General features: G+C 71.4%; 18 protein-coding genes. 7 read left to right on the forward strand and 11 right to left on the reverse strand.

Going from position 1 to position 20,431, the window contains the following annotated elements:
• Nucleotides 1-132 precede the first annotated feature (132 nt).
• Nucleotides 133-330: a zf-HC2 domain-containing protein gene (locus FH608_RS03140; protein ID WP_139628242.1), complete on the reverse strand. Its 198-nt coding sequence runs from the start codon at nt 328-330 to the stop codon at nt 133-135.
• Nucleotides 330-875 (reverse strand): sigma-70 family RNA polymerase sigma factor, encoded by a 546-nt coding sequence (locus tag FH608_RS03145; RefSeq protein WP_139628243.1) that lies wholly within the window; start codon nt 873-875, stop codon nt 330-332. The genes FH608_RS03140 and FH608_RS03145 overlap by 1 nt, the downstream gene beginning before the upstream one ends.
• A 117-nt stretch (nt 876-992) precedes the next feature.
• On the opposite strand from FH608_RS03145, the gene FH608_RS03150 reads away from it, so the two are divergent.
• The 5 genes from FH608_RS03150 (at nt 993) to FH608_RS03170 (ending at nt 7,299) form a co-directional block, all read left to right on the forward strand.
• Nucleotides 993-1,616 (forward strand): DUF4142 domain-containing protein, encoded by a 624-nt coding sequence (locus FH608_RS03150; RefSeq protein ID WP_139628244.1) that lies wholly within the window; start codon nt 993-995, stop codon nt 1,614-1,616.
• A gap of 16 nt (nt 1,617-1,632) precedes the next feature.
• Nucleotides 1,633-3,159: a DUF1996 domain-containing protein gene (locus FH608_RS53715; RefSeq protein ID WP_264372873.1), complete on the forward strand. Its 1,527-nt coding sequence runs from the start codon at nt 1,633-1,635 to the stop codon at nt 3,157-3,159.
• A gap of 69 nt (nt 3,160-3,228) precedes the next feature.
• Entirely contained in the window at nt 3,229-4,068 is an 840-nt protein-coding gene (locus FH608_RS03160) for a ferric reductase-like transmembrane domain-containing protein (RefSeq protein ID WP_139628245.1), read from the forward strand.
• A 115-nt stretch (nt 4,069-4,183) separates the two neighbouring features.
• Nucleotides 4,184-5,803 carry an NADH-ubiquinone oxidoreductase-F iron-sulfur binding region domain-containing protein gene (locus FH608_RS03165; RefSeq protein WP_317135544.1) on the forward strand — a complete coding sequence of 540 codons (1,620 nt, stop codon included), beginning with the start codon at nt 4,184-4,186 and terminating at the stop codon, nt 5,801-5,803.
• An 86-nt stretch (nt 5,804-5,889) separates the two neighbouring features.
• Nucleotides 5,890-7,299: an FAD-binding oxidoreductase gene (locus FH608_RS03170; protein ID WP_139628246.1), complete on the forward strand. Its 1,410-nt coding sequence runs from the start codon at nt 5,890-5,892 to the stop codon at nt 7,297-7,299.
• Here FH608_RS03170 and FH608_RS03175 read toward each other — a convergent pair.
• Nucleotides 7,296-8,321, reverse strand: coding sequence for a L,D-transpeptidase family protein (locus tag FH608_RS03175; protein WP_139628247.1), 1,026 nt, complete (start codon nt 8,319-8,321; stop codon nt 7,296-7,298). The two genes, FH608_RS03170 and FH608_RS03175, sit on opposite strands and share 4 nt — an antisense overlap.
• Nucleotides 8,322-8,524: 203 nt before the next feature.
• Here FH608_RS03175 and FH608_RS03180 point away from each other — a divergent pair, with 203 nt between their 5' ends.
• Entirely contained in the window at nt 8,525-9,163 is a 639-nt protein-coding gene (locus tag FH608_RS03180; protein ID WP_139628248.1) for a GNAT family N-acetyltransferase, read from the forward strand.
• A gap of 33 nt (nt 9,164-9,196) precedes the next feature.
• On the opposite strand, the gene rhaS is transcribed toward FH608_RS03180, so the two are convergent.
• The 7 genes from rhaS to FH608_RS03215 form a co-directional block, all read right to left on the reverse strand.
• On the reverse strand, nt 9,197-10,276 hold the full coding sequence (gene rhaS / locus FH608_RS03185) for a rhamnose ABC transporter substrate-binding protein (RefSeq protein WP_139628249.1): 1,080 nt from the start codon (nt 10,274-10,276) through the stop codon (nt 9,197-9,199).
• Nucleotides 10,273-11,256 (reverse strand): ABC transporter permease, encoded by a 984-nt coding sequence (locus FH608_RS03190; protein ID WP_139628250.1) that lies wholly within the window; start codon nt 11,254-11,256, stop codon nt 10,273-10,275. Before FH608_RS03190 ends, rhaS begins: the two co-directional genes overlap by 4 nt.
• On the reverse strand, nt 11,246-12,313 hold the full coding sequence (locus FH608_RS03195; RefSeq protein ID WP_226898894.1) for an ABC transporter permease: 1,068 nt from the start codon (nt 12,311-12,313) through the stop codon (nt 11,246-11,248). Before FH608_RS03195 ends, FH608_RS03190 begins: the two co-directional genes overlap by 11 nt.
• Nucleotides 12,310-13,806 carry a sugar ABC transporter ATP-binding protein gene (locus tag FH608_RS03200; RefSeq protein WP_139628251.1) on the reverse strand — a complete coding sequence of 499 codons (1,497 nt, stop codon included), beginning with the start codon at nt 13,804-13,806 and terminating at the stop codon, nt 12,310-12,312. The genes FH608_RS03195 and FH608_RS03200 overlap by 4 nt, the downstream gene beginning before the upstream one ends.
• 128 nt (nt 13,807-13,934) lie before the next feature.
• A complete protein-coding gene (locus FH608_RS03205) occupies nt 13,935-15,929 on the reverse strand; it encodes an acetoacetate--CoA ligase (protein ID WP_139628252.1) in 1,995 nt (664 codons plus the stop codon).
• A gap of 58 nt (nt 15,930-15,987) precedes the next feature.
• Entirely contained in the window at nt 15,988-16,845 is an 858-nt protein-coding gene (locus FH608_RS03210; RefSeq protein ID WP_139628253.1) for a serine hydrolase, read from the reverse strand.
• Nucleotides 16,842-17,771 carry a LysR family transcriptional regulator gene (locus FH608_RS03215; RefSeq protein WP_139628254.1) on the reverse strand — a complete coding sequence of 310 codons (930 nt, stop codon included), beginning with the start codon at nt 17,769-17,771 and terminating at the stop codon, nt 16,842-16,844. The genes FH608_RS03210 and FH608_RS03215 overlap by 4 nt, the downstream gene beginning before the upstream one ends.
• A gap of 87 nt (nt 17,772-17,858) precedes the next feature.
• Here FH608_RS03215 and FH608_RS03220 point away from each other — a divergent pair, with 87 nt between their 5' ends.
• A complete protein-coding gene (locus FH608_RS03220; protein ID WP_139628255.1) occupies nt 17,859-19,433 on the forward strand; it encodes a penicillin-binding transpeptidase domain-containing protein in 1,575 nt (524 codons plus the stop codon).
• Between the two features lie 207 nt (nt 19,434-19,640).
• Here the strand turns inward: FH608_RS03220 and FH608_RS03225 are convergent, their stop codons facing one another.
• The gene (locus tag FH608_RS03225) at nt 19,641-20,354 is read right to left on the reverse strand and encodes an HAD family hydrolase (RefSeq protein WP_139628256.1); all 714 of its coding nucleotides are present in this window, start codon (nt 20,352-20,354) and stop codon (nt 19,641-19,643) included.
• Nucleotides 20,355-20,431 lie beyond the last annotated feature (77 nt).

Below are 20,431 nucleotides of genomic sequence, written 5' to 3' on the forward strand. Positions count from 1 at the left end.
GGAGACGCAGGTGCGGGAGAACGGGCGCATCACCGTCGATGCCCACCGCACACCTCCCCCTGACCGTCCGGTAACGCTTCACCGGACGCGAAAGCCTCGCCGTACCGATACCACCCGAAAAGGGCATAGACGTCAACGTGACATCGACATCGGAGGGTCGTCGTCGGAGGCTGAAGGAGCGTTCTTGAGCTCGTCGAGCTGCTCGGGCAGCTCCACGAGCTCGATGAGCTCCGCCTGGCACCGCTCGCACGTGTCGAGGTGGCGTTCGAAAGCCTCGTGCTCGTCCTCATCGAGGACGCCGAGGACATAGGCGGCCACCCCGTCGTGCATCAGCCGGCTACCCCCTTGTCCCGCAGCAGCTCACGGAGAGCCCGGATCCCGTAGTAGAGCCGGGACTTCACCGTGCCCGGCGGGATCCCCAGAATCTCCGCCGCCTCATTTATCGTACGGTCTCTGAGGTAGGTCTGCTCTATGACTTCGCGGTGTTCTTCAGAGAGGCTGCGGAGGGCGTCAGCGACGATCATCGCTGATAAGGCCCGCTCCGAGCCGTCGGGGACAGCCATCATGTCGACTTCGGGCGGCTCGACCTCCTGAGGCCGGACGCTCTTCCGCCGACGTCCGTCAATAACGATGCGGCGGGCTACCGTGAGTAGCCACGCCCATATGAGGCTCGGTTCCCATTGCAGTCTTGCCGAGTTTCGCCAGGCCCTGACAATCGTCTCCTGCACGACGTCCTCGGCCCACTGGAGGTCGTTACCTGTCGATTTGCGTACGTGGCGCAGCAGAGGGCCGCCGAACTCCTGGTAGAGCACCGCGATGCGATGCTCCGCCTCGGCATCCGCACTCTCGAACCTGCCGTCGAGGTGACCTAGCACGGGGCACATCTTTACACCTTCGTTATCAGTCCGGTAGCCACTCCGATAACTCCAGTCATTTCTAACTATCTCCGGCCATGAGTGAACCAGGACGGAGAAGTCCGCGTATCTCCGACCATGCACAGGCTTTTGCGCGGCGAGCTCTTCATGCTCGGCGGTTTCGTCGTCGCGGCCGCGGTGACGATCGTGCTGGTCATGCCACCCTCGATCGATCCCGCGGCCGCCCAGCTGACTCAGACGTCCTCGGGGCCGCTCACCGCCGCGGACCGCGATCTGATCATCAAGGTGCGCCAGGCCGGGCTCTGGGAGATGCCCGCGGGCCAGTACTCCGAGACCCGCGCGGAGTCCCAGCGGGTGAAGGAGGTCGGCCGGCTCATCATGCAGGACCACATGAAGCTGGACCAGATCACCCGGCAGGTCGCCAAGAAGCTCGGCGTGGCGCTGCCGGACGAACCCAACGCCAACCAGCAGCGCTGGCTCGCCCAGCTGGCCGCCGAGAGCGGCCCGGCCTTCGACAAGGACTACGCCAACCTGTTGCGCGCCTCGCACGGCAAGGTCTTCATCGTCATCGCGGCCGTACGGTCCGGGACGCGCAATGCCGAGGTCAGGAAGTTCGCCGAGACCTGCATCACCTTCGTCATGCGCCACATGGGGCTCCTGGAGTCCACCGGCCTGGTCGACCACAGTCAGTTGCCCGAGCCCCCGACGCCCTCACCCGCTCCATCCCTCGCATGGCGGTAGAACCGAGGAGACACACATGAGGAGATCCAGACGCATGGCCGCGGCCATGTCAGCTTTGGCGGTGGCGGCCGGCGGGCTGGTGTCCGCGGCCGTCATCGGCGCCGGCCCCGCCCGCGCCGACCACTGCGACCCGGCCGAGGCCACGTCACAGGCTCCGCCTCGACAGGACGGCGACGACCAGAACCAGGGCCAGAACGACCAGAACCAGAACGACCAGGGCCGCAACCAGGATCAGCAGGGCCGGGACCGCGACGGGCGGGACCGGGACCGGGATGGTCGCGACCGGTTTGACCGGTTCGACGGGTTCGGCCAGGGTGGCGGCCGCGCGGTGCTCGACCCCGCGCAGCAGCCCGACGCCGACGACCCGGCGCAGTCGCCCGACGCCCGGTCCCGCGACGCCGGGTCACGTGACGCCCAGGATCCCGACGCGCAGAACCCCGACGCCCAGAACCCCGACGCCCAGAACCCCGACGCCCAGAACCCTGACACGCAGAACCCCGACGCGCAGGACCCCGCCCAGTCGCCCGAGCCCGAAGAGAGCGCCTCGACGTTCTCCCGCCGGGGCCGCCCGACCAGGAGCGCCACCCCCGCGCCCACCGGCTCCCAGGACCCGGACGGCACCGCGTCGCCCACCGCCTCCCCCTCGCCCACCGGGTCGGGTGACGCCGAGGAGTGCGCCGACCTGGGCCCGTTCCCCCAGGACTTCGTCAACATCCGCCAGGTCGCGGCGCGCCGGCTCGACGCCCGCACCGGCCGCAACGGCTCCAGGGGCAGCTTCGTCTCGCAGTGCGGGACGAACCGCAACGGCCACCAGAACTCCGCCAACTTCATCGTCGCCCCCGGCGTGGAGAACGGCGCCCACCACCTGCACGACTACGTGGGCAACCTGTCGACGGACGCGTTCTCCACGGACGAGAGCCTGGCCGCGGCGGGAACCACCTGCCGGCTGGGCGACAAATCCACCTACTACTGGCCCGTCATCAGGGACCGCAGGGTGGACGCGAACACCGGCGACCCGGACGGCAACGTCGGGCAGGTGCTGCGGCCCCGCTCCGCGACCCTCCAGTTCCGCGGCAACGCCACCTCCAGGGTCGTCGCGATGCCGAGGTTCATGCGGATCATCACCGGTGACGCCAAGGCGGGCACGAACGGCGGCGAGAACGCCCGTGCCGGGTGGAGCTGCTCGGGATTCCAAAATCGCATAAGTCCCGACAAATACACGCTTTGCCCGCGCGGCAGCCAGGTCCTCCGTATTCTGGACTTCCCCAGCTGCTGGGACGGTCAGAACACCGACAGCGCCAATCACCGCACGCACGTGGTCTTCCCCGACCAGAACGGCGCCTGCCCTCAGGGCACCAGGGCGATCCCGGCGTTGCGCATGACACTCGCGTACAACGTGCCGCAGGGTCCGTCGTACGCGGTGGACGCCTTCCCGGAACAGAAGCACAACCCGATCACCGACCACGGCGACTTCGTCAACGTGATGCCCGATCGGCTGATGCAGTTCGTCGTCTCATGCATCAACCGGGGCCGCCGTTGCTGACCTGACAGCCCTCGCGGCCGTCCCAGCCTTCCGAGTCGCACCCTCACCCGACCTTGGAGGGAACCATAGATGCTCCACAGACGACACCCCCGGCACGCCCCCACCAAGCTGGACTCCAGGAACGTCCGGCTGGGGGCGGGCGCCTCGATCACGGCCATCCTGCTGTCGGTGTTCGCGCTGACCAGGACGGAACGCGGCATCGCGACGCTCGGCCGAGGGGTCAGCTTCCTCGAGTTCTACGCGGGCGTGTTCGCCCTGGTGCTGCTGACCGCGACGGTCGCGCTCGGCCTGCTCACGACCGAACGCGTCTTCCTGTCGCCGGCCAACCGGGTCAGGGCGCAGCTCGCGCACAAGGCCACCGCGCTCATCGGGCTGGCCTACCTGGTCACGCACATGTCGCTCATGATCAGCCTCGGGCACGTGCCGCTGGGGGCGGCGGTCGTGCCGGTGGCCGGGATCTACGTGGGCCTCGGCACACTGGCCTTCGACCTCATGGTCGTGGCCGTGGCCACGGGAATGCTGAGGGGGCGCTTCGCGGTGCGGAGCAGGCCGTGGATGTGGCGGATACTGCACTCCGCCGCGTACGTCGCCTGGCCGGTCGCGATCATGCACGGCCTGACGGCCGGCCGGCCGCCGGCCGGCTGGGTGGCCTGGTCCTACGTGGCCTCCCTGGCGGCGGTCGGCTCCGCGCTGGTCGTCCGCGTGCTGGCCACGGTGCGCCGGCCGCCGGCCCTGGCCGAGAGAGTGGAAGGTCCCGCCGTCACCTCGGCCGCCCCCATGGGGGTGCCCGCGGGCGTGCCCGTGGAGCGGCCGCGCAAGAGCGCCGCCGCACCGGCCGCGGCCGCCGCGGGGCTGAACGCGCCGGTGAGCCTCGCCGAAGCTCGCCGCAGGTACCGGGAGGCCGGATGACCCGGCTCCCGAGCACGCCGACAGCCAGGGCGGCCAGGTCCCGGAGCACACCGGCGGCCCGGCCCTCGAACGCGTCGGCAGTCAGGATGATCCCCGCGACAGCGAAGGAGCGACCGTGATCCCGGCCCGAGTGCCGCGGGTGTTACGCATGGGTCCGGCCCGGCTGACCGCCGGGCTGGACCACACCCGCAGGCTGGACCTTCCCGCGCACCGCACGCTCCACGGCGCTCCTGAGCCGCGCGAGCTGGGCGAGCTCATCTCGCAGGCCAACGAGGTGGACATGCGCGGCCGGGGCGGGGCGGCGTTCCCGTTCGCGCGCAAGCTGCGGGCCGTCGCGGACTCGGCCGGCTCCGGCGACAGCGTCGTGCTGGTCAACGGCGCCGAGGGCGAGCCCGCCAGCTCCAAGGACGCCATGCTGCTCACCCGCAACCCGCACCTGGTGCTCGACGGCGCGGTGCTGGCCGCCGAGGCGCTGGGCGCCCGCGAGGTGGTCGTCGCCACGGCCGGGGGCGAGGTGGCCGAGGCGTCGGTCGCCGCCGCCGTGGCCGAGCGCAGGGCCGCGAACGTGTCGGGCGGCGCGGAGAGCCGCGTCCCGATCCGGGTGGTCGGGATCAAGGAACGGTTCATCTCCGGGGAGGGCGGCGCGCTCGTACGGGCCGTCAACGGCGAGGAGGGCATCCCGCCGGGCAGGAAGAAGCGGGCCGCCGTCAGCGGCGTGGACGACCTGCCGACCCTGCTGTCCAACACGGAGACGTACGCGCAGTTCGCGCTGCTCGCCGAGCTCGGCCCCGAGCGGTACGCCGAGGTCGGCACCAGCAAGGAGCCCGGCACCATCCTGCTCACCGTCAGCGGCGGCGCCGCCAACGGCGCGGTCATCGAGGCGCCGACCGGCACCTACCTGGCCGACGCGCTGGCGCTGACCGAGGCCGAGGTCGGCGACGGCGTGCTCATCGGCGGCTACCACGGCGCGTGGCTGTCGGCCGACGCCGCCGCGACGGCCGTGCTCTCGCGCGAGGGCATGAAGCAGGCCGGGGCCACGCTGGGCGCCGGGATCATCGTCCCGCTCGGCGAGTCGACGTGCTCGCTCGGCGAGGCCGCCCGGGTCGCCTCCTACCTGGCGGGCGAGTCGGCGGGCCAGTGCGGCCCGTGCCGGCTGGGCCTGCCGGACATCGCCAGGGCCATGTGCGCGCTGGTCGAGGGCACGGGCTCGGTGGACGCCGTACGGCGCTGCGTGCGCGGCGTCGAGCGGCGCGGGGCGTGCTTCCACCCGGACGGCACGGCCAAGTTCGTGCTGTCGGCGCTGGACGCGTTCGAGAGCGAGATCGCGCTCCACCTGGAGCACGGCTCGTGCGGCCGGCCGGTGCGCGGGGTGCTGCCCATGCCGGAGCGCGAGGCGGACGTCGAGTACCGCCTGGAGGTCGACTGGTCCCGCTGCGCGGGGCACGGCCTCTGCGCGCACCTGCTGCCGGAGTTCGTGGACCTGGACGACTACGGGTTCCCGTCGTTCAGGAACGTCCCCGGCTGGATGGCCAAGGAGGCGCGGCGCACCGTCGAGATGTGCCCCGCGCTGGCCCTGCGGCTCGTGCAGACCACGGGGGACGGGCCGAAGCCGGCCGGGTCGCCGCTGCGGCTGGTCAAGGACGGCGTCCTGAAGAAGGCCGGGTCGGGCGTGCCGCGGCTGACGCGGCTGGGCCCCGTACCCGTGCGGAACGCGTTCGGCGGGTCGGCCGGGTGAGCCGGTGATGTAAATGTGACGAACCCGGCGGCTCGGGCAGTCGTCTCACCCATCGTCGGAGCGCCGATGGGCCGGGGAGAGCGTCCATGAACCGCCGGGATTTTCTGCATGTCGCCGCGCTCGCGCCGGTGGGCGCCGTGGCGGCCGGACCGGCCGCGTCCCGGCCGCCCAACTGGGAGAGGCTGCGCCGCCGGCTGGCGGGCACGCTCGTCCTGCCCGGCGACGCCGGCTACGCCACCGCGCGCCGCCTCTACAACCCCGCCTACGACCGGATCAGGCCGGGCGGGGTCGCCTACTGCGCGAACGCGGCCGACGTGTCGGCGTGCCTGGCGTTCGCGCGCGACAACGGCGTGCCGATCACCTCCCGCTCGGGAGGGCACTCCTACGCGGGCTGGTCGACGGGCACGGGACTGGTGATCGACGTCTCCCGGATGAACTCGGTGGCGTACGCGGGCGGCCGGGCCACGATCGGCGCGGGCGCCAAGCTGATCGACGTCTACGACCGGCTCTCCCGCCACGGCGTGAGCATCCCCGCCGGCTCCTGCCCCACGGTCGGCATCGCCGGCCTCGCGCTGGGCGGGGGCATCGGGGTGGTGTCCAGGAAGTACGGGCTCACCTGCGACGTCCTCGAGTCGGTACGCGTCGTCACGGCCGACGGCCGGCTGCTGACCTGCGACGCCACGCACCACCCCGGCCTCTTCTGGGCCTGCAGGGGCGGTGGCGGCGGGAACTTCGGGGTGGCGGTGTCCTTCACGTTCAGGACGTTCAGGACGCGCGACGTCACCGTGTTCTTCCTGCACTGGCCGTGGTCCAGGGCGGAGGCCGTGGTGAAGGCGTGGCAGTCGTGGGGCCCGTCGGCGCCCGACGCGCTGTGGTCGTCGCTGCACCTGGGGCGGTCGGCGAGGGGGCTGGACGTGTCCGTCGTCGGCACCTACCTCGGCGGCAGGTCCGCGCTCGACCGGCTGCTCGCCCCGCTCGTCGCCGCGGCCGGGCGGACGTCGTCCCGCTCGGCGCGGACGGTCTCCCACCTGGAGGGCATGAAGGTCATGGGCGGCTGCGCGTCCATGTCGGTCGCCGAGTGCCGCCGGATGCCGCGGGAGGCGTTCGCTGCCACGTCGCACATGGCGTACGGCAGGCTGCCCGCCGCCGGGATCCGCACCCTGGTGAACCAGGTCGAGCGCGGCGGGCGGCACTCCGTGCTGCTGGACGCCCTGGGAGGCGCCGTCGGGCGGGTCGGCCGGGCAGAAACGGCCTTCCCGCACCGGGCGGCGCTTTTCAGCGTGCAGTATTACCAGGAGGGCACCGACCGTGGATGGCTACGCCGCGCACATTCCGACATGTCCCCATTTTTCGGCGATCATGCATATGTGAATTACATCGACCCCGACTTGAAGAATTGGCGCAATGCCTATTATGGGGCAAATGCGGCGCAGCTCGCCGAGGTGAAATCCACCTATGACCCCGACCGGCTGTTCCGCCTCCCCCAGGGCGTCTAGATCTTGCCGCGCACGTACACCGGCTCGCCGATGCCCACGAGCTTGTACAGGCGCGCGGCAGTCGGCACCGGCATGCGGATGCAGCCGTGCGAGGACGGCCTGGTCGGCACCAGCTTCGAGCCGTGCATCGCGATGCCGCCGATGAAGTAGAGCGAGTCGTACATCATCCCCAGCGGGCTCTTCGTCCAGCCCGGCGCCCGCTTGTAGACGTGGAAGTCCCCCACCGGGGTGACGGCGTCGCCGCAGCGGCCGGCCTCGCAGTAGTGCACCTCGGCGCCGGTCGAGACGTGCGAGGTCAGCACCGGCCGGTTCTTCCGGTAGAGGGTGAGCAGCTGGTCGGTCAGGCTGATCTCGACCCGGTCGGCGGGGCCCTTCGGCACCAGCGGGCGCGCCCGCCGGCGCCGGTCGAACTCCTTCCAGACCTTCGGCCCCACCGCGTTCGACGGCCGCATGCGCCGGCTCTTCTGGAAGCCCCAGACCGCGTACCTGGTCTGCTCGTTGTACTTGCCGTTGATCTTGCCGAAGTAGAACCCGTCGCGGTGCAGGCGGCGCTGGAGCTGCCTGACCATCTCGCCGCGGTCGCCCGGCCGCAGGATGGTGACGGTCTTCTCCTCGCGGACCGGCTCCTCGTGAACCACCTCCTCCTCGGCGGGCTCCTCGTGGAGGACCTCGTCCTCGTCGTCCCGTACGGGGGAGTCCTCGCCCCGCACGCGCGGTTCCCGGCCCCTGTCCGGCAGCTCCCGCTCCCGGTCGGAGAGGTCCCGCCCCCGGTCGGGCAGGTCCCGCCCCCGGTCGGAGAGGTCCTGCTGCCTGATGGGCAGGTCCCGCTGCCTCTCCAGCAGCTCCCGGACGTGGACGGGCAGCTCCTTGAACCGTTCCGGCTGCTCCTCCCCCCGGACCGGCGGCTCGTGTTCCCGGGCGAAGGGCTCGCGTCCCCGGCCGGGAGGGTCATCCCAGACCGGCGGCTCCTCGGCCCGGGCAGGCACCACGGCGAGCAGCGGCAGGACACATCCAGCGGCCATGGCCGCTATTCCGCGAAACTTTGTCGTCATAAATCGACGCGTACCCAGATCGCCGTGAATTCACCTCCAACACAGGTTTTGTCAAGCAAAGCCCAGGATAATCAGCGAACCCCGCTAAATACGGTCATTTCCCCTTTATAGTCTTTGTGTGGGGCGAAAAACCAGTCGCGCGAGAGCGAGTGCGGATGGCACCATATGGCGCCATGCGTCACTGGCCGCTCACCGAGCTCTCCATCACGACCCCGCGCCTCGTCCTGCGCTATCCCTCGCTCGACGACCTCGACGCCCTGGGCGACCGCGCCACCGAGGGCATCCACGAGGAGGGCGAGATGCCGTTCCTCGTTCCCTGGTCGGCCGCCGACCCGGGCGAACGGGCTCGGAGCACGCTGCAGTACCACTTCCGCACATGGGGCGCGTTGACCGCGAACGACTGGTCGGTGGAGTTCGCCGTCGTCTTCGAGGGCCAGGTCGTGGGCACCCAGGGGATCATGGGCACGGACTTCGCGGTGACCCGCGAGGTCAAGACCGGCTCCTGGCTGGGGCGGCGCTTCCACGGCCAGGGCATCGGCACGGAGATGCGCCGCGCCGTGCTGCACCTCGCCTTCGCCGGCCTCGAGGCCCGGTACGCGGTGTCGGAGGCGTTCGAGGACAACCACTCCTCCCTGGCCGTGACGCGCAAGGTCGGCTACCAGGAGGACGGCATCACCATGCACGACCGCCAGGGCAAGCCGGTGGCCACCCGGCGCTTCCGCATGGCCCGCGAGGACTGGAAGGAGCAGCCGGGCTTCGAGATCCACAACCTGGGCCCGTGCCTGCCCCTCCTGGGCCTCGGCCCCGCCTGACCCACCCCGGGGCCAGGCGGCTCCGTGCGAGGCTCAGAAGTCGAAGTCGTCGATGTTGTCCTCGTTGAACACGGTCGGCTTGCCGAGGAGCACCTCGCCCTTGGCGCCGATCGTGTACTCACCGAGCTTGCCGGCCTTGAACTTCTCCCCCTCCGCCCCGGTGACCTGCCCCGAGGCGAGGGCCGCCGCCGCGTACGACGCGAGGTAGCCGAGGTCGGCCGGGTTCCACAGCTCGAACGCCTCGATGGTGCCGTCCTTGACGAACTTGCGCAGCTGGTTGGGGGTGCCGAGCCCGGTCAGCTTGACCTTCCCCTTGGACGGCGAGTCCGACAGGTAGCGGGCGGCCGCGGCGATGCCCACGGTCGTGGGCGAGATGATGCCCGCCAGGTCGGGGTACGAGCGCAGCAGCCCCTGCGTCTCGGTGAACGACTTCTGGTCGTCGTCGTTGCCGTAGGCGACCTTGACCAGCTCCATGTCCTTGTAGTCGGGCTTCTTGAGCTCGTCCTTCATGAACTCGATCCAGGTGTTCTGGTTCGTGGCGTTGGGCGTGGCGGACAGGATGGCGATCTTGCCCTTGTGCCCGACCTGCTCGGCCAGCAACTGCACCTGGGTACGGCCGAGGTCCTCGGCGGAGGCCTGGTTGACGAACACGTGGCGGCCCTCGGGGGCGGTGTCGGAGTCGTAGCTGACGACCTTGATCCCGGCGGCCATCGCCTGCTTGAGCGCGGGCACGACGGCGTTCGGGTCGTTCGCGGCGATGACGATGGCGTCCTGCTTCTGCTGCGTGAGCGTGTTGATGTAGGACACCTGCGAGGACGCGCTGGCGTCGGACGGGCCGACCTCCTTGCCCTCGCCGCCGAACTCCTTGGCGGCCTCGATGCCGCCGCCGTTGGCGATCGTGAAGTACGGGTTGTTGACCTGCTTGGGCAGGAACGCGATCTTCAGTCCCTGCTTGATGGGGGCGTTCGGATCGGCCGCCGCCGACGAGGCCGCCGTGGCGGAGGCGGAGGCCTGCTGCTCCACGTCGCTCTTGGTGGTGCCGCCGCAGGCGGCGGTCAGCAGGACGAGCCCTGCCAGGAGCGCTGTGTGCCGCCAAGGGGTGCGCGTTGTCATGTAACGGACTTCCCTTCCACTTGTGGTGATGAGCGCCGCCGCCATACCGCCCCCAGATTCGGCGCCAGCACGGATGCGACGAGCAGCAGGCCCGTCACGAAGTTCAGGACCTCGTTGGCCACGTCGGCGAGGATGAGCGCGTTGCGTACGGCGCCGAGCAGCAGCACCGCCATCAGGACCCCGGGCAGCGTGCCCCGGCCGCCGAAGATCGACACACCGCCGAGCAGCACGGCGGCCACCACGGCCAGCTCCAGCCCCATGCCGCTGTCCGCCCTGGCGCTGGCGTAGCGGAACGTGTACACCAGGGACGCCAGCGAGGCCATCGTCCCGGAGGCCACGAACAGCCAGAGCTTGATCCGCTTGACCCGGACGCCCGCGAAGAAGGCGGCCTCCACGTTCGAGCCGAGCGCGAAGATCGACCGGCCGAGGCCGGTCGCGTGCAGCACCACGGCCGCCACCACCGCCAGCACCGCGACGAGGATCGTCGCGAGCGGGATCGGCCCGACCGAGGCCGTGGCGAGGCTCGTGTAGGCCGGCGGCAGGCCGGCCACCGCCTGGTCGCCGAGCATCACGTACGCCAGGCCGCGGAACAGCGCGAACGTGCCGATCGTGACCGCCAGCGAGGGCAGGCCGAGCCGGGTGACGAGCAGCCCGTTGAACGCGCCGCACGCGGCGCCCACCAGCAGGCAGATCGGCATGATCGCCTCGATGGGCAGGCCCGCGTTCCACAGCCGGCCCAGCACCGCGCACGACAACCCCAGCGTGGAGGCGACCGACAGGTCGATCTCGGCCGCGACGATCACCAGGGTCATGGTCAGGGCCATGAGGGCGATCTCGGTCGTGTCGAGGAGCAGGAAGGAGACGTTGGACCCGTTCGCGAACCCGTCCACGCCCAGCGAGGCCCAGACGGTCACGCCGACGAGCAGCACGAGGATGAGCCCCTCCCAGCGGCGGGCCATCCGGGCGAGGTCAACGGCCATCGGCGGGCCTCCCGGGGTCGGTGGTCTCGTGGTATCTGCGGCGGCGCAGCGCGGCGGCCACCCGCAGGGCGAGCACGCGGTCGAGGACGATGGCGGCGATCAGCAGCGCGCCGTTGATGGCGGTCTGGGCCAGGGCGTCCACCCGGAGCACGGCCAGCGCGCTGGTGATGCCGGTCAGCAGCAGCGCTCCGAGCGCCGCCCCGTACACGCTGCCGCTGCCGCCGAAGATGGCCACCCCGCCGACCACGACGGCGGCGATCACGTCGAGCTCCTTGCCGGTGGCCACGGTGGCGTCCACGGTGCCGAAGCGGGCCGCCCACATGACGCCCGCCAGTCCCGCCAGGGCGCCGTTGGCGACGAACGCCGCGACGATCCTGCGCCGCACCGCGATCCCGGCCAGCACCGCCGCCTCGGGGCTGGAGCCGATGGCGTACAGCTCGCGGCCGGCCCGCAGGTTGCCCAGCGTCCAGCCCACGGCGAGCAGCACGGCCAGGGCGACCAGTGCGAGGAGCGGCACGCCGAGCACCGAGCGGCTCCCGAGCGACAGGAAGCCCTCGGGCATGTCGGCCGCGTTCACCTGGCGCCCGCCGGCCCAGGCGTAGTCGATGCCGCGGAAGGCGTACAGGGTGCCGAGCGTGGCGACCAGCGCGGGCACCTTGGCGGCGCCGACGAGCAGCCCGTTGACGGCCCCGCACAGCGCCCCGAGCACCACGCACCCGGCGATCACCACCGCGACCGGCACGCCGGGGTGGTCGGCCAGGATCAGCGCGCCCCCGAACGCCGACAGGCCGACCACGGAGCTGACGGACAGGTCGACGTTCCTGGTGACGACCACGAGCGTCTGGCCGACTGCGAGCATGGCGACGATGGCGGAGTTCAGCAGGATGTCGCGCAGGCTCGCGTATGACAGGAACGACGGGTTGACGGCGCCGGTGACGCCGAAGAGGACGCCGAGCGCGACCACGATGCCGAGCTCGCGCACCCGCGCGACCCGGTCCACGAGCCGCCGGCCGCCGTTGCGCCGCATGGTCTCCCCCGTGGTGGCGGTCGCCGTCACGCCGCGCTCCTTCCGGTGGCGGCGGCCATCACGCTCTCCTCGGTGGCGTCGGCGCGAGGGATCTCCGCCACCAGCCGCCCCTCGTGCATGACCAGCACCCGGTCCGCCATGCCCAGCACCTCCGGCAGCTCCGACGAGATCATCAGCACCGCCACCCCGCCCCCGGCCAGCTCGGACAGCAGCCGGTGCACCTCGGCCTTGGTGCCCACGTCGATGCCCCGCGTCGGCTCGTCCACGATGAGCACCGACGGCCGGCGGGCCAGCCACTTGCCGAGGACCACCTTCTGCTGGTTCCCGCCGGACAGCACGTTCACCGGGTCCGACAGCCGGCCGAACTTCAGCCGCAGCCGCACCGCCCAGTCCCTGGCCCGTTCGCGCTCGGCGAGTCGCGAGATCAGCGGCCCCCGGTGCAGGGCCGACAGCCCGGCCAGGCCGATGTTGCGCTCGATCGACAGGTCCATGACGAGCCCCTGCTGCCGCCGGTCCTCCGGGACCAGCGCCAGGCCGGCCGCCATCGCCGCCGTGGGGCTGGCGGGCCGCAGCCGTTTCCCGTCGACCTCGACGCTGCCCGCGTCCCACCGGTCAATCCCGAACACGGCCCGCGCGACCTCGCTGCGTCCCGCCCCCACCAGCCCGGCCAGCGCGACGATCTCGCCCCTGCGCACCTCGAAGGACACGTCGGTGAAGACGCCCTCGCGGGTGAGCCGGCGCACCTTCAGCGCCACCTCGCCCGCCTCGGTCTCCTGCTTGGGGAACAGGGCGTCCAGCTCCCGTCCGACCATGCGGCGTACCAGGTCGTCGGGGGTGATGTCGGCGATCAGGTCGCTCGCGACGTGCGCGCCATCGCGCAGGGTCGTGACCCGCCGGCAGAGCTCGAAGATCTCCTCCAGCCGGTGCGAGATGAACAGCAGCGCGCAGCCCTGGGAGCGCAGGGTCCGCGCGACGCCGAACAGCCGGGCGACCTCCGTGCCCGACAGGGCGGCGGTCGGCTCGTCCATGACCAGCACCCGGGCCTGCAGCGACAGCGCCTTGGCGATCTCCACGAGCTGCTGGTCGGCGATCGACAGGCCGCGGGCCGGCTGGTCGGGGTCGAGGTGCACGCCGAGCCTGGCGAACAGCTCGGCGGCGCTCGCCCGCATGGCCCGCCGGTCGATGCCGAGACGGCCGCGGGGCTGGCGGCCCATGAAGATGTTCTCCATGACCGACAGGTCGGGAAAGAGGGTCGGTTCCTGGTAGATGACCGCGACCCCGGCCCGCTGGGCGTCCGCCGGCCCGCCGAACTCGACCGGCTCGCCGTCCAGCAGGATGCGTCCCGAGTCGGGGCGGTGCACCCCGGAGAGGATCTTCACGAGCGTCGACTTGCCCGCGCCGTTCTCCCCCGCGAGCGCGTGCACCTCGCCGGGGAACAGCTGAAGAGAGACCTCGCGGACGGCGCGCACCGCGCCGAACGCCTTGCTGACCTGTGAGAGGGACAGTACGGGAGTCTCATCCATTGCCGCGCTCCCGGCAAAATCGTTTTAAGCGGTGGGAGGACGGTAGATCAGCGGGCGCCTGAACGTCAATGGTCAACTACGAGGAGATTTCCCCGCCGTCGCCCAGCATTTGCGCCGTGCGGAAATTGTTACGTTTTAAGACCTTCTTCCCGGGGCAAGAAGTGGCGCAGCACCTCGGGGTTGGCCATGGCGTCGGGATTGGCGGCCTGCTCGACGGGTGTTCCCAGCAGGATTTTGCGTACGGGCACCTCAAGCTTCTTCCCCGACAGCGTGCGGGGGATGCCGGGCACGGCGTGAATCTCGTTGGGCACGTGACGGGGTGACAGCTCCTTGCGCAGCGCGTCGCACAGGGCGCGCTCAAGCGGCTCCGTGAGCGTCGCGCCCTCGGCCATGGTCACGTAGAGCAGCAGCCGCCCCTCCTGCCCGAGCCGGCCGGTGTCGATCACCAGGCTGTCGGCGATCTCGTCGAAGCGCTCCACCACCCGGTAGAACTCGCTGGTGCCCATCCGGACGCCGCCCCGGTTGAGCGTCGAGTCGGAGCGGCCGTAGATCACGCAGCTGCCGTCCTCGTTGATCTTGATCCAGTCGCCGTGCCGCCACACGCCGGGATAGACGTCGAAGTAGCTCTCGCGATAGCGCTCGCCCGTGGGGTCGTTCCAGAACCCGACCGGCATCGACGGCATCGGCGCGGTCAGCACCAGCTCGCCCACCTCGCCGATGACCGGCCTGCCCGCGGGGTCGTACGACTCCACCCTGGCCCCGAGCGAGCGGCACGGGATGACGCCCGCCCTGATCGGGTGGAGCATGGTCGCCCCGACGAACCCCGTGCACACGTCCGTCCCGCCGGAGAAGGACCCCAGCGGCGTCCCGGGCAGCTCGGCGGCCACCCACGCGAACCCCTCGGGCGGCAGCGGCGACCCGGTCGAGCCGATGCCGCGCAGCCGCTCCAGCCCCTCTGGGTGGATCCCGGCCTTCAGCGAGGCCATGATGTACGGCGCCCCGACCCCGAAGTAGGTCACTCCCTCCGAGGCGGCGATCCGCCACAGCGCGGCCGGCGACGGGTAGGTGGCCGCGCCGTCGTACAGCACGGGCGTGGCCCCCACCAGCAGGGAGCCGATGAGGTAGTTCCACATCATCCAGCCCGTGGTGGTGTACCAGAAGAACACGTCGCCCTCGCCCACGTCCTGGTGGAAGGAGAGCGACTTCAGGTGCTCCAGCACGATGCCGCCGTGACCGTGCACGATCGGCTTGGGCAGCCCGGTCGTGCCGCTGGAGTAGAGGATCCACAGCGGGTGGTCGAACGGCACCCGCTCGAACTCCAGCGGCCCCTCCTCGGCCCGCAGCCCCTCCCAGCCGATCACCTCGCCGTGCGGGTGCTCGCGGGTGTGCGCCTCGGCGGGCTGGGCCTGCTGCGGGGCGCGGCCCTCGTCGAGCGCCGCGAGGTAGGGGATCCACACGGTCGCGCGCAGCGTGGGCAGCTGGGCGGCGATCTCGTTGACGGCGTCGGAGCGGTCGTACGTCCTGCCGTTGTAGTGGTAGCCGTCGACCGCGATGAGCACCTTCGGCTCGATCTGCTTGAACCGGTCGACGATGCTCGGCACCCCGAAGTCGGGCGAGCCGGCCGACCAGATCGCGCCCAGCGAGGCGGTCGCCAGGAACGCGATCAGCGCCTGCGGGATGCTCGGCAGGTAGGCCGCCACCCGGTCGCCGCGCCCCACGCCCAGCCGGACCAGCCCCGCCCGGACGCGGGCCACCTCCTCGCGCAGCTCGCGCCGGCTCAGCTCCTGGCGGGCGCCGTCCTCGGAGACGAACACCAGAGCCTTGCCCTCCGTACGGCGCAGCGCGTTCTCGGCGTAGTTGAGCGAGGCGCCCTCGAACCACCGCGCGTCCGGCATCGTCCCGGACAGCACCGGCCCGTCGCCGCGCTCCCCGACCACGTCGAAGTAGTCCCAGATCGACGTCCAGAACTCCTCGGGACGGTCGACGGACCACCGCCACACGTCCTCATAAGCGCCCAGATCATCGGGACCGCGCCTGCCCAGCCACTCCTGGTAGGCGGTCAGCCTGGTCTTCGCGGCGACCTCTTCGCTCGGCTCCCAGAGAAGCGTGCCCTCAGCAACCATGTGACCCATCCTGTCGCCCGCCGGAGGGAATGTCATACCCGACCTTCCACATAAGTTGCTACCTCCGTAGGTGGTCCACCGCCATACGCGCCGCCGTGCCGATCGCCGCGTCGGCGCGCGGCTGGTTGAGCGCGGTGCTGAAGGAGCGGGTGATCACGGCCACCGCGTAGCGCCGGCCGTCGGGATACTCGACGACCCCCGACTCGCCGCGCAGCGTGGGCAGCGTGCCGGTCTTGCCGCCGACCGCGACGTCGTCGTACGGGAAGCCGGAGGCCAGCCGGTGCGGCCACACCTGCATGTTGAACACGCCGCGCATCCAGGCGCACGACTCCGCCGAGGCCGCCTCGTCCCGCCAGATCATCGCGAACAGCCTGGCCAGCTCGCGCGGGGTGCTGCGGTTCGTCCGCGCGGGGTCGAGCACGCTCAGCCGGGCCAGGTCCTCGGCGTCCAGGTACGGCCAGCCGTGCCCGGCGTCGGCGCTCATGGCGTCATCGAGCTGGCGGCAGGTCTGCGTCACCCGCGTCCCCTCCAGCCCGAACGCCGCCAGCATGTCGTTGACCGCCTCGAACCCGACCCGGCCCAGCAGCACGTCGGCGGAGGTGTTGTCGCTCACGGTGATCATCAGGTACGCCAGGTCGCGCAGCGAGATCGTCACGTCGTCGAGCATCGCCGCGATCCCCGTCGGCCCCGGCGAGCGGTCGGCGTCCGTCACGGTCACCCGCTCGGACAGGTCGAACAGCCCGGCGTCGGCCTGCCGGCAGAGCGCCACCAGCAGCGGCACCTTGAACATGGACGCCGTGGGCAGCGGCTCGTCCGGCCGGTGCCCCACCTCGTGGCCCGAGTCGATGTCGGCGGCATACAGCCAGCCGGTCACACCGGCCCCGCGGAACAGCGCGTCGAAGTCGGGCAGGCTCATGCCAGCATCCCCGGCCTGCGGCTGACCCGCCGCACGGGCACGGCGCGCTCGTCGGTCATCCCGGCGCTCTCCTTCAACGTACGTACGGCCACGGCCGCGAAGTCGTCGACCGACGCGCTGATCGGGGCCGTCGCCGGGCGCCAGGCGACGGAGACCCGGCACATGATCGGCGAGCCTAGCAGCGGCCGCCAGGCCACCCCCGGCAGCTCCACCTTCGGGCCGAACGCCACCGCCGCGCCCGCCAGCACCAGGCCCAGCCCCACGCCCTCGTGCACCTGCACGGGCACGTAGCCGTGGCGGCGGCACTCGGCCAGCGTCTCCGCGTGCATGCCCGGCTCGCCCTCCCTGGGCGGCATCAGCAGCTCCCGCCCCGCCAGGTCGGCCAGGTGCACCTCGCCGACGCCGGCGAGCGGGTCGCCCTCGGCCAGCAGCACGCCCTGCGCCTGCACGAGAACCTGGCCGAAGCGCAGGCCGGGCGCCGAGACCGGGTGGCGGACGAGGCCGACGTCGATCGCGCCCTCCGCCAGCGCCGCCAGCTGGTCGGCGGTCCAGATCTCGGCGGGCGCGAGGCGTACCCCGGGATTGGTCTCTCGGAAGCCCGCGACGAGGGCGGCGATCACGGCGGCGGCCAGGTCGGGCGGGACGCCGACCTTGAGCACCGTGCCCTCGCCCTGCCTGGCCAGCTCGTGCAGCCGGTCCACCCTGGCCACGATCTCGCGGGCCTCGCCCAGGAGCAGCCGGCCGGCCTCGGTGAGGCGTACCTGGCGGGCCGAGCGGTCGAACAGCCGCACGCCCAGCTCCTCCTCCAGGCGCTTGATGCGCTGGCTGAGCGGGGGCTGGGCCATGCCGAGGCGGATCGCGGCGTTGCCGAAGTGCAGTTCCTCCGCGACGACGGTGAAGTAGCGGAGGTGCCGGACGAGATCCACGACCAGCCACTATATCCGCATTTATATCCTTAAGGCCCTCATATCAGTATTGGACACCATTGCTCCCTGTCTGGTGTCCTCTGCGGCATGGCACCACACAGGGGGACAATCTACGGACGCCGTCGCCGGCGGCGATGGCTCCTTCCGGCGATCCTGATCCCGGTCGTCGCGGCGGGCGGCGCGGTCTGGGCACTGCGCACGGAGGGCACGCCGGAGGAGGCGGCCGACAAGTATCTGGCGGCCTGGACGGACCAGAACTACGCGGCGATGCGGGCACTGGTCGCCGACCCGCCCGCCGACTTCGAGGCCTGGCACCGCCGCTTCCGTACCGACCTCAAGATCACCCAGGCGTCCTTCTACCGCCCCAGGCCGAACGGCGTCTTCCCCAGCTCCAGCGACGAGGTCGGCTTCGTCGCCAAGACGCTCGGGGCGCGGGACTGGGAGTACAGCGGCATGCTCCACCTCGTCGAGCGCGACCACACCTGGAAGGTGGCCTGGACGCCCGCGAGCATCCACCCGCTGCTCAAGAAGGGCCGCTCCCTTCGCGTCATGACCCAGAAGGGCGACCCGCTGCAGGTCCTGGCCGCCGACGGCACCCAGATCAACACGCCCAGCGCCCCGGGCTCGGTGCAACAGCTCGTCGAGGGCATCAAGCAGACCATCCCGGACCGCTTCTCCTCACCGGATCGCCGGCGGATCGACCTCTACGAGGGAGACAACCCCATCAAGACGGTCGTCAAGGCCGGCGACTACCGCCCGATCCAGACCACCATCGACCTGAAGGTCCACCAGGCCGGCGCCAAAGCCCTGGAGGACGTCTCCCAGCCGGCCTCCCTCGTGGCCCTGCGCGCCTCGACCGGCGAGATCCTCGCCGTGGTCAACAAGCCGGGCGGCTTCAACCGGGCCCTCCTCGGCAAGTACCCGCCGGGCTCGACGTTCAAGGTCGTCACGGCCTCCGCGCTCGTCGCGGGCGGCATCCGGCCGGACCGGCAGGTCACCTGCCCCGCCGAGAAGAACATCGGCGGCTTCCCCTTCCACAACGCGGACTTCGAGGACTTCGGCCGGCTGTCGTTCGAGAAGGCGTTCGCGCACTCGTGCAACACGACCTTCGGCGAGATGAGCGTGGACCGTCTCAAGGACGGCCGGCTCGCGCAGGTGGCCCACGCCTTCGGCTTCGGCACCCCCATCACGCCGGGTGTCCCGGCGGTCCACGCCGAATTCCCGGACCCCAAGGACGACACGGACCTCGCCGCCGCCTCCATCGGCCAGGGCCGCGTCCTCGCGAGCCCACTCAACATGGCCTCGGTCGCGGCCGCCATCGCCTCGGGCGCCTGGATCGCGCCGACCCTCGTCAAAGAGGAGCACATCCCGGACGCCCAGCCGACCAACCCGCGCCCGCTGGAGCAGGGCGTGGTGGACGCGCTGCGCGAGCTCATGCCCGCCGTCGTCTCCGAGGGCACGGCCCACGCCGTCCCCTTCCCGCCGGGCACGGCCGGCAAGACGGGCACGGCGGAGTACGGCTCGGGCAAGGAACCCCCCACCCACTCCTGGTTCATCGGCTACCGAGATGACATCGCCTTCGCGGTCATCGCCGAAGGCGCCGGCCCAGGAGCCACCGTCGCCGCCCCCGCCGCCGCCCGCTTCCTCACCGCCCTCCAGTAACCACCCCACCCTCGGGCACCCCCACCGCAACCCCGCACCCCCTGCCGCGCCGCGTCGGTGGGATGTGGTGCGGCGGGGGCCGGCGCAAGGGTCACCGCCCGGCCCGGGAACCACGGTGCCAGGCCCACGTCCCGCTCGTAACGGCGAGCACCACGTGAGCCTTCACGACCGGCCATGACAGACCCGAGCCGCCGACGGCGCGTGCGGTTACGTCGGCTGTGCCGTAACCACGGAAGAAGAAGTCAAGGAAAGCAGGGAGGAGACGACGGCGGCGGGGTCGGAGAGGTCGGGGAGAACGGCGGCCGCGCCCGCGTCGCGGAGCTCGGCGGCGGTGGAGCGCCCGGAGGCGACGGCGATCATCGCGGCACCCCCGATCCTGGCCGCCTGCACGTCCCGCGTCGAGTCACCGATCACGACGGTGTTGGCGGCCGTGAACGGCGTGCCGAACCGCTGCTTGGCGCGCGACTGCGCCACCTGCAGCAGCGTCGCCTTGGGATAGACCTCCTCGCCGTAGCCCCCCAGCGTGAAGTCGATGTGCTTGTCCAGCCCGAACGCCTTGAGCTTGTGCACCGCGTTGCCCCTGATGGTGCCGGTGAGCACCGTCTGGATCACCCCGTCGACCCGGGACACGGCCTTCAGCGCCGCCTTCGCCCCCGGCATCATCCGCCCCTCCTTGGCCAGCCGCCCGCGCCGGTCGGCGAAGGCCACGGCGAGCGCCGACAGGAAGCGGGGCAGGTGGTCGTCCTCGGCCTGGATGCCGTTGACGGCGAGCGTCTCGAACACGATCTCGGAGTCGGGGCGGCCCATGGGCGGCACGAGCTTGATCAGCGGTCGCCCGGTCACGACGCGGAACGCCTCGGCGTAGGCGTCCCTGGTCACGATGGCGACGTCGACCAGCGTCAGATCGACGTTCCAGAGCACGAGGCGATTGATGGCGACCTCCTGGGGGGTACGGAGACGAGCCGCTCGGATGAAAGCCCAGCGTACGGCGGAAGCCA

Origin of the sequence: Nonomuraea phyllanthi (assembly GCF_006334985.2) — a bacterium.
Taxonomy (GTDB): Bacteria; Actinomycetota; Actinomycetes; order Streptosporangiales; family Streptosporangiaceae; genus Nonomuraea; species Nonomuraea phyllanthi.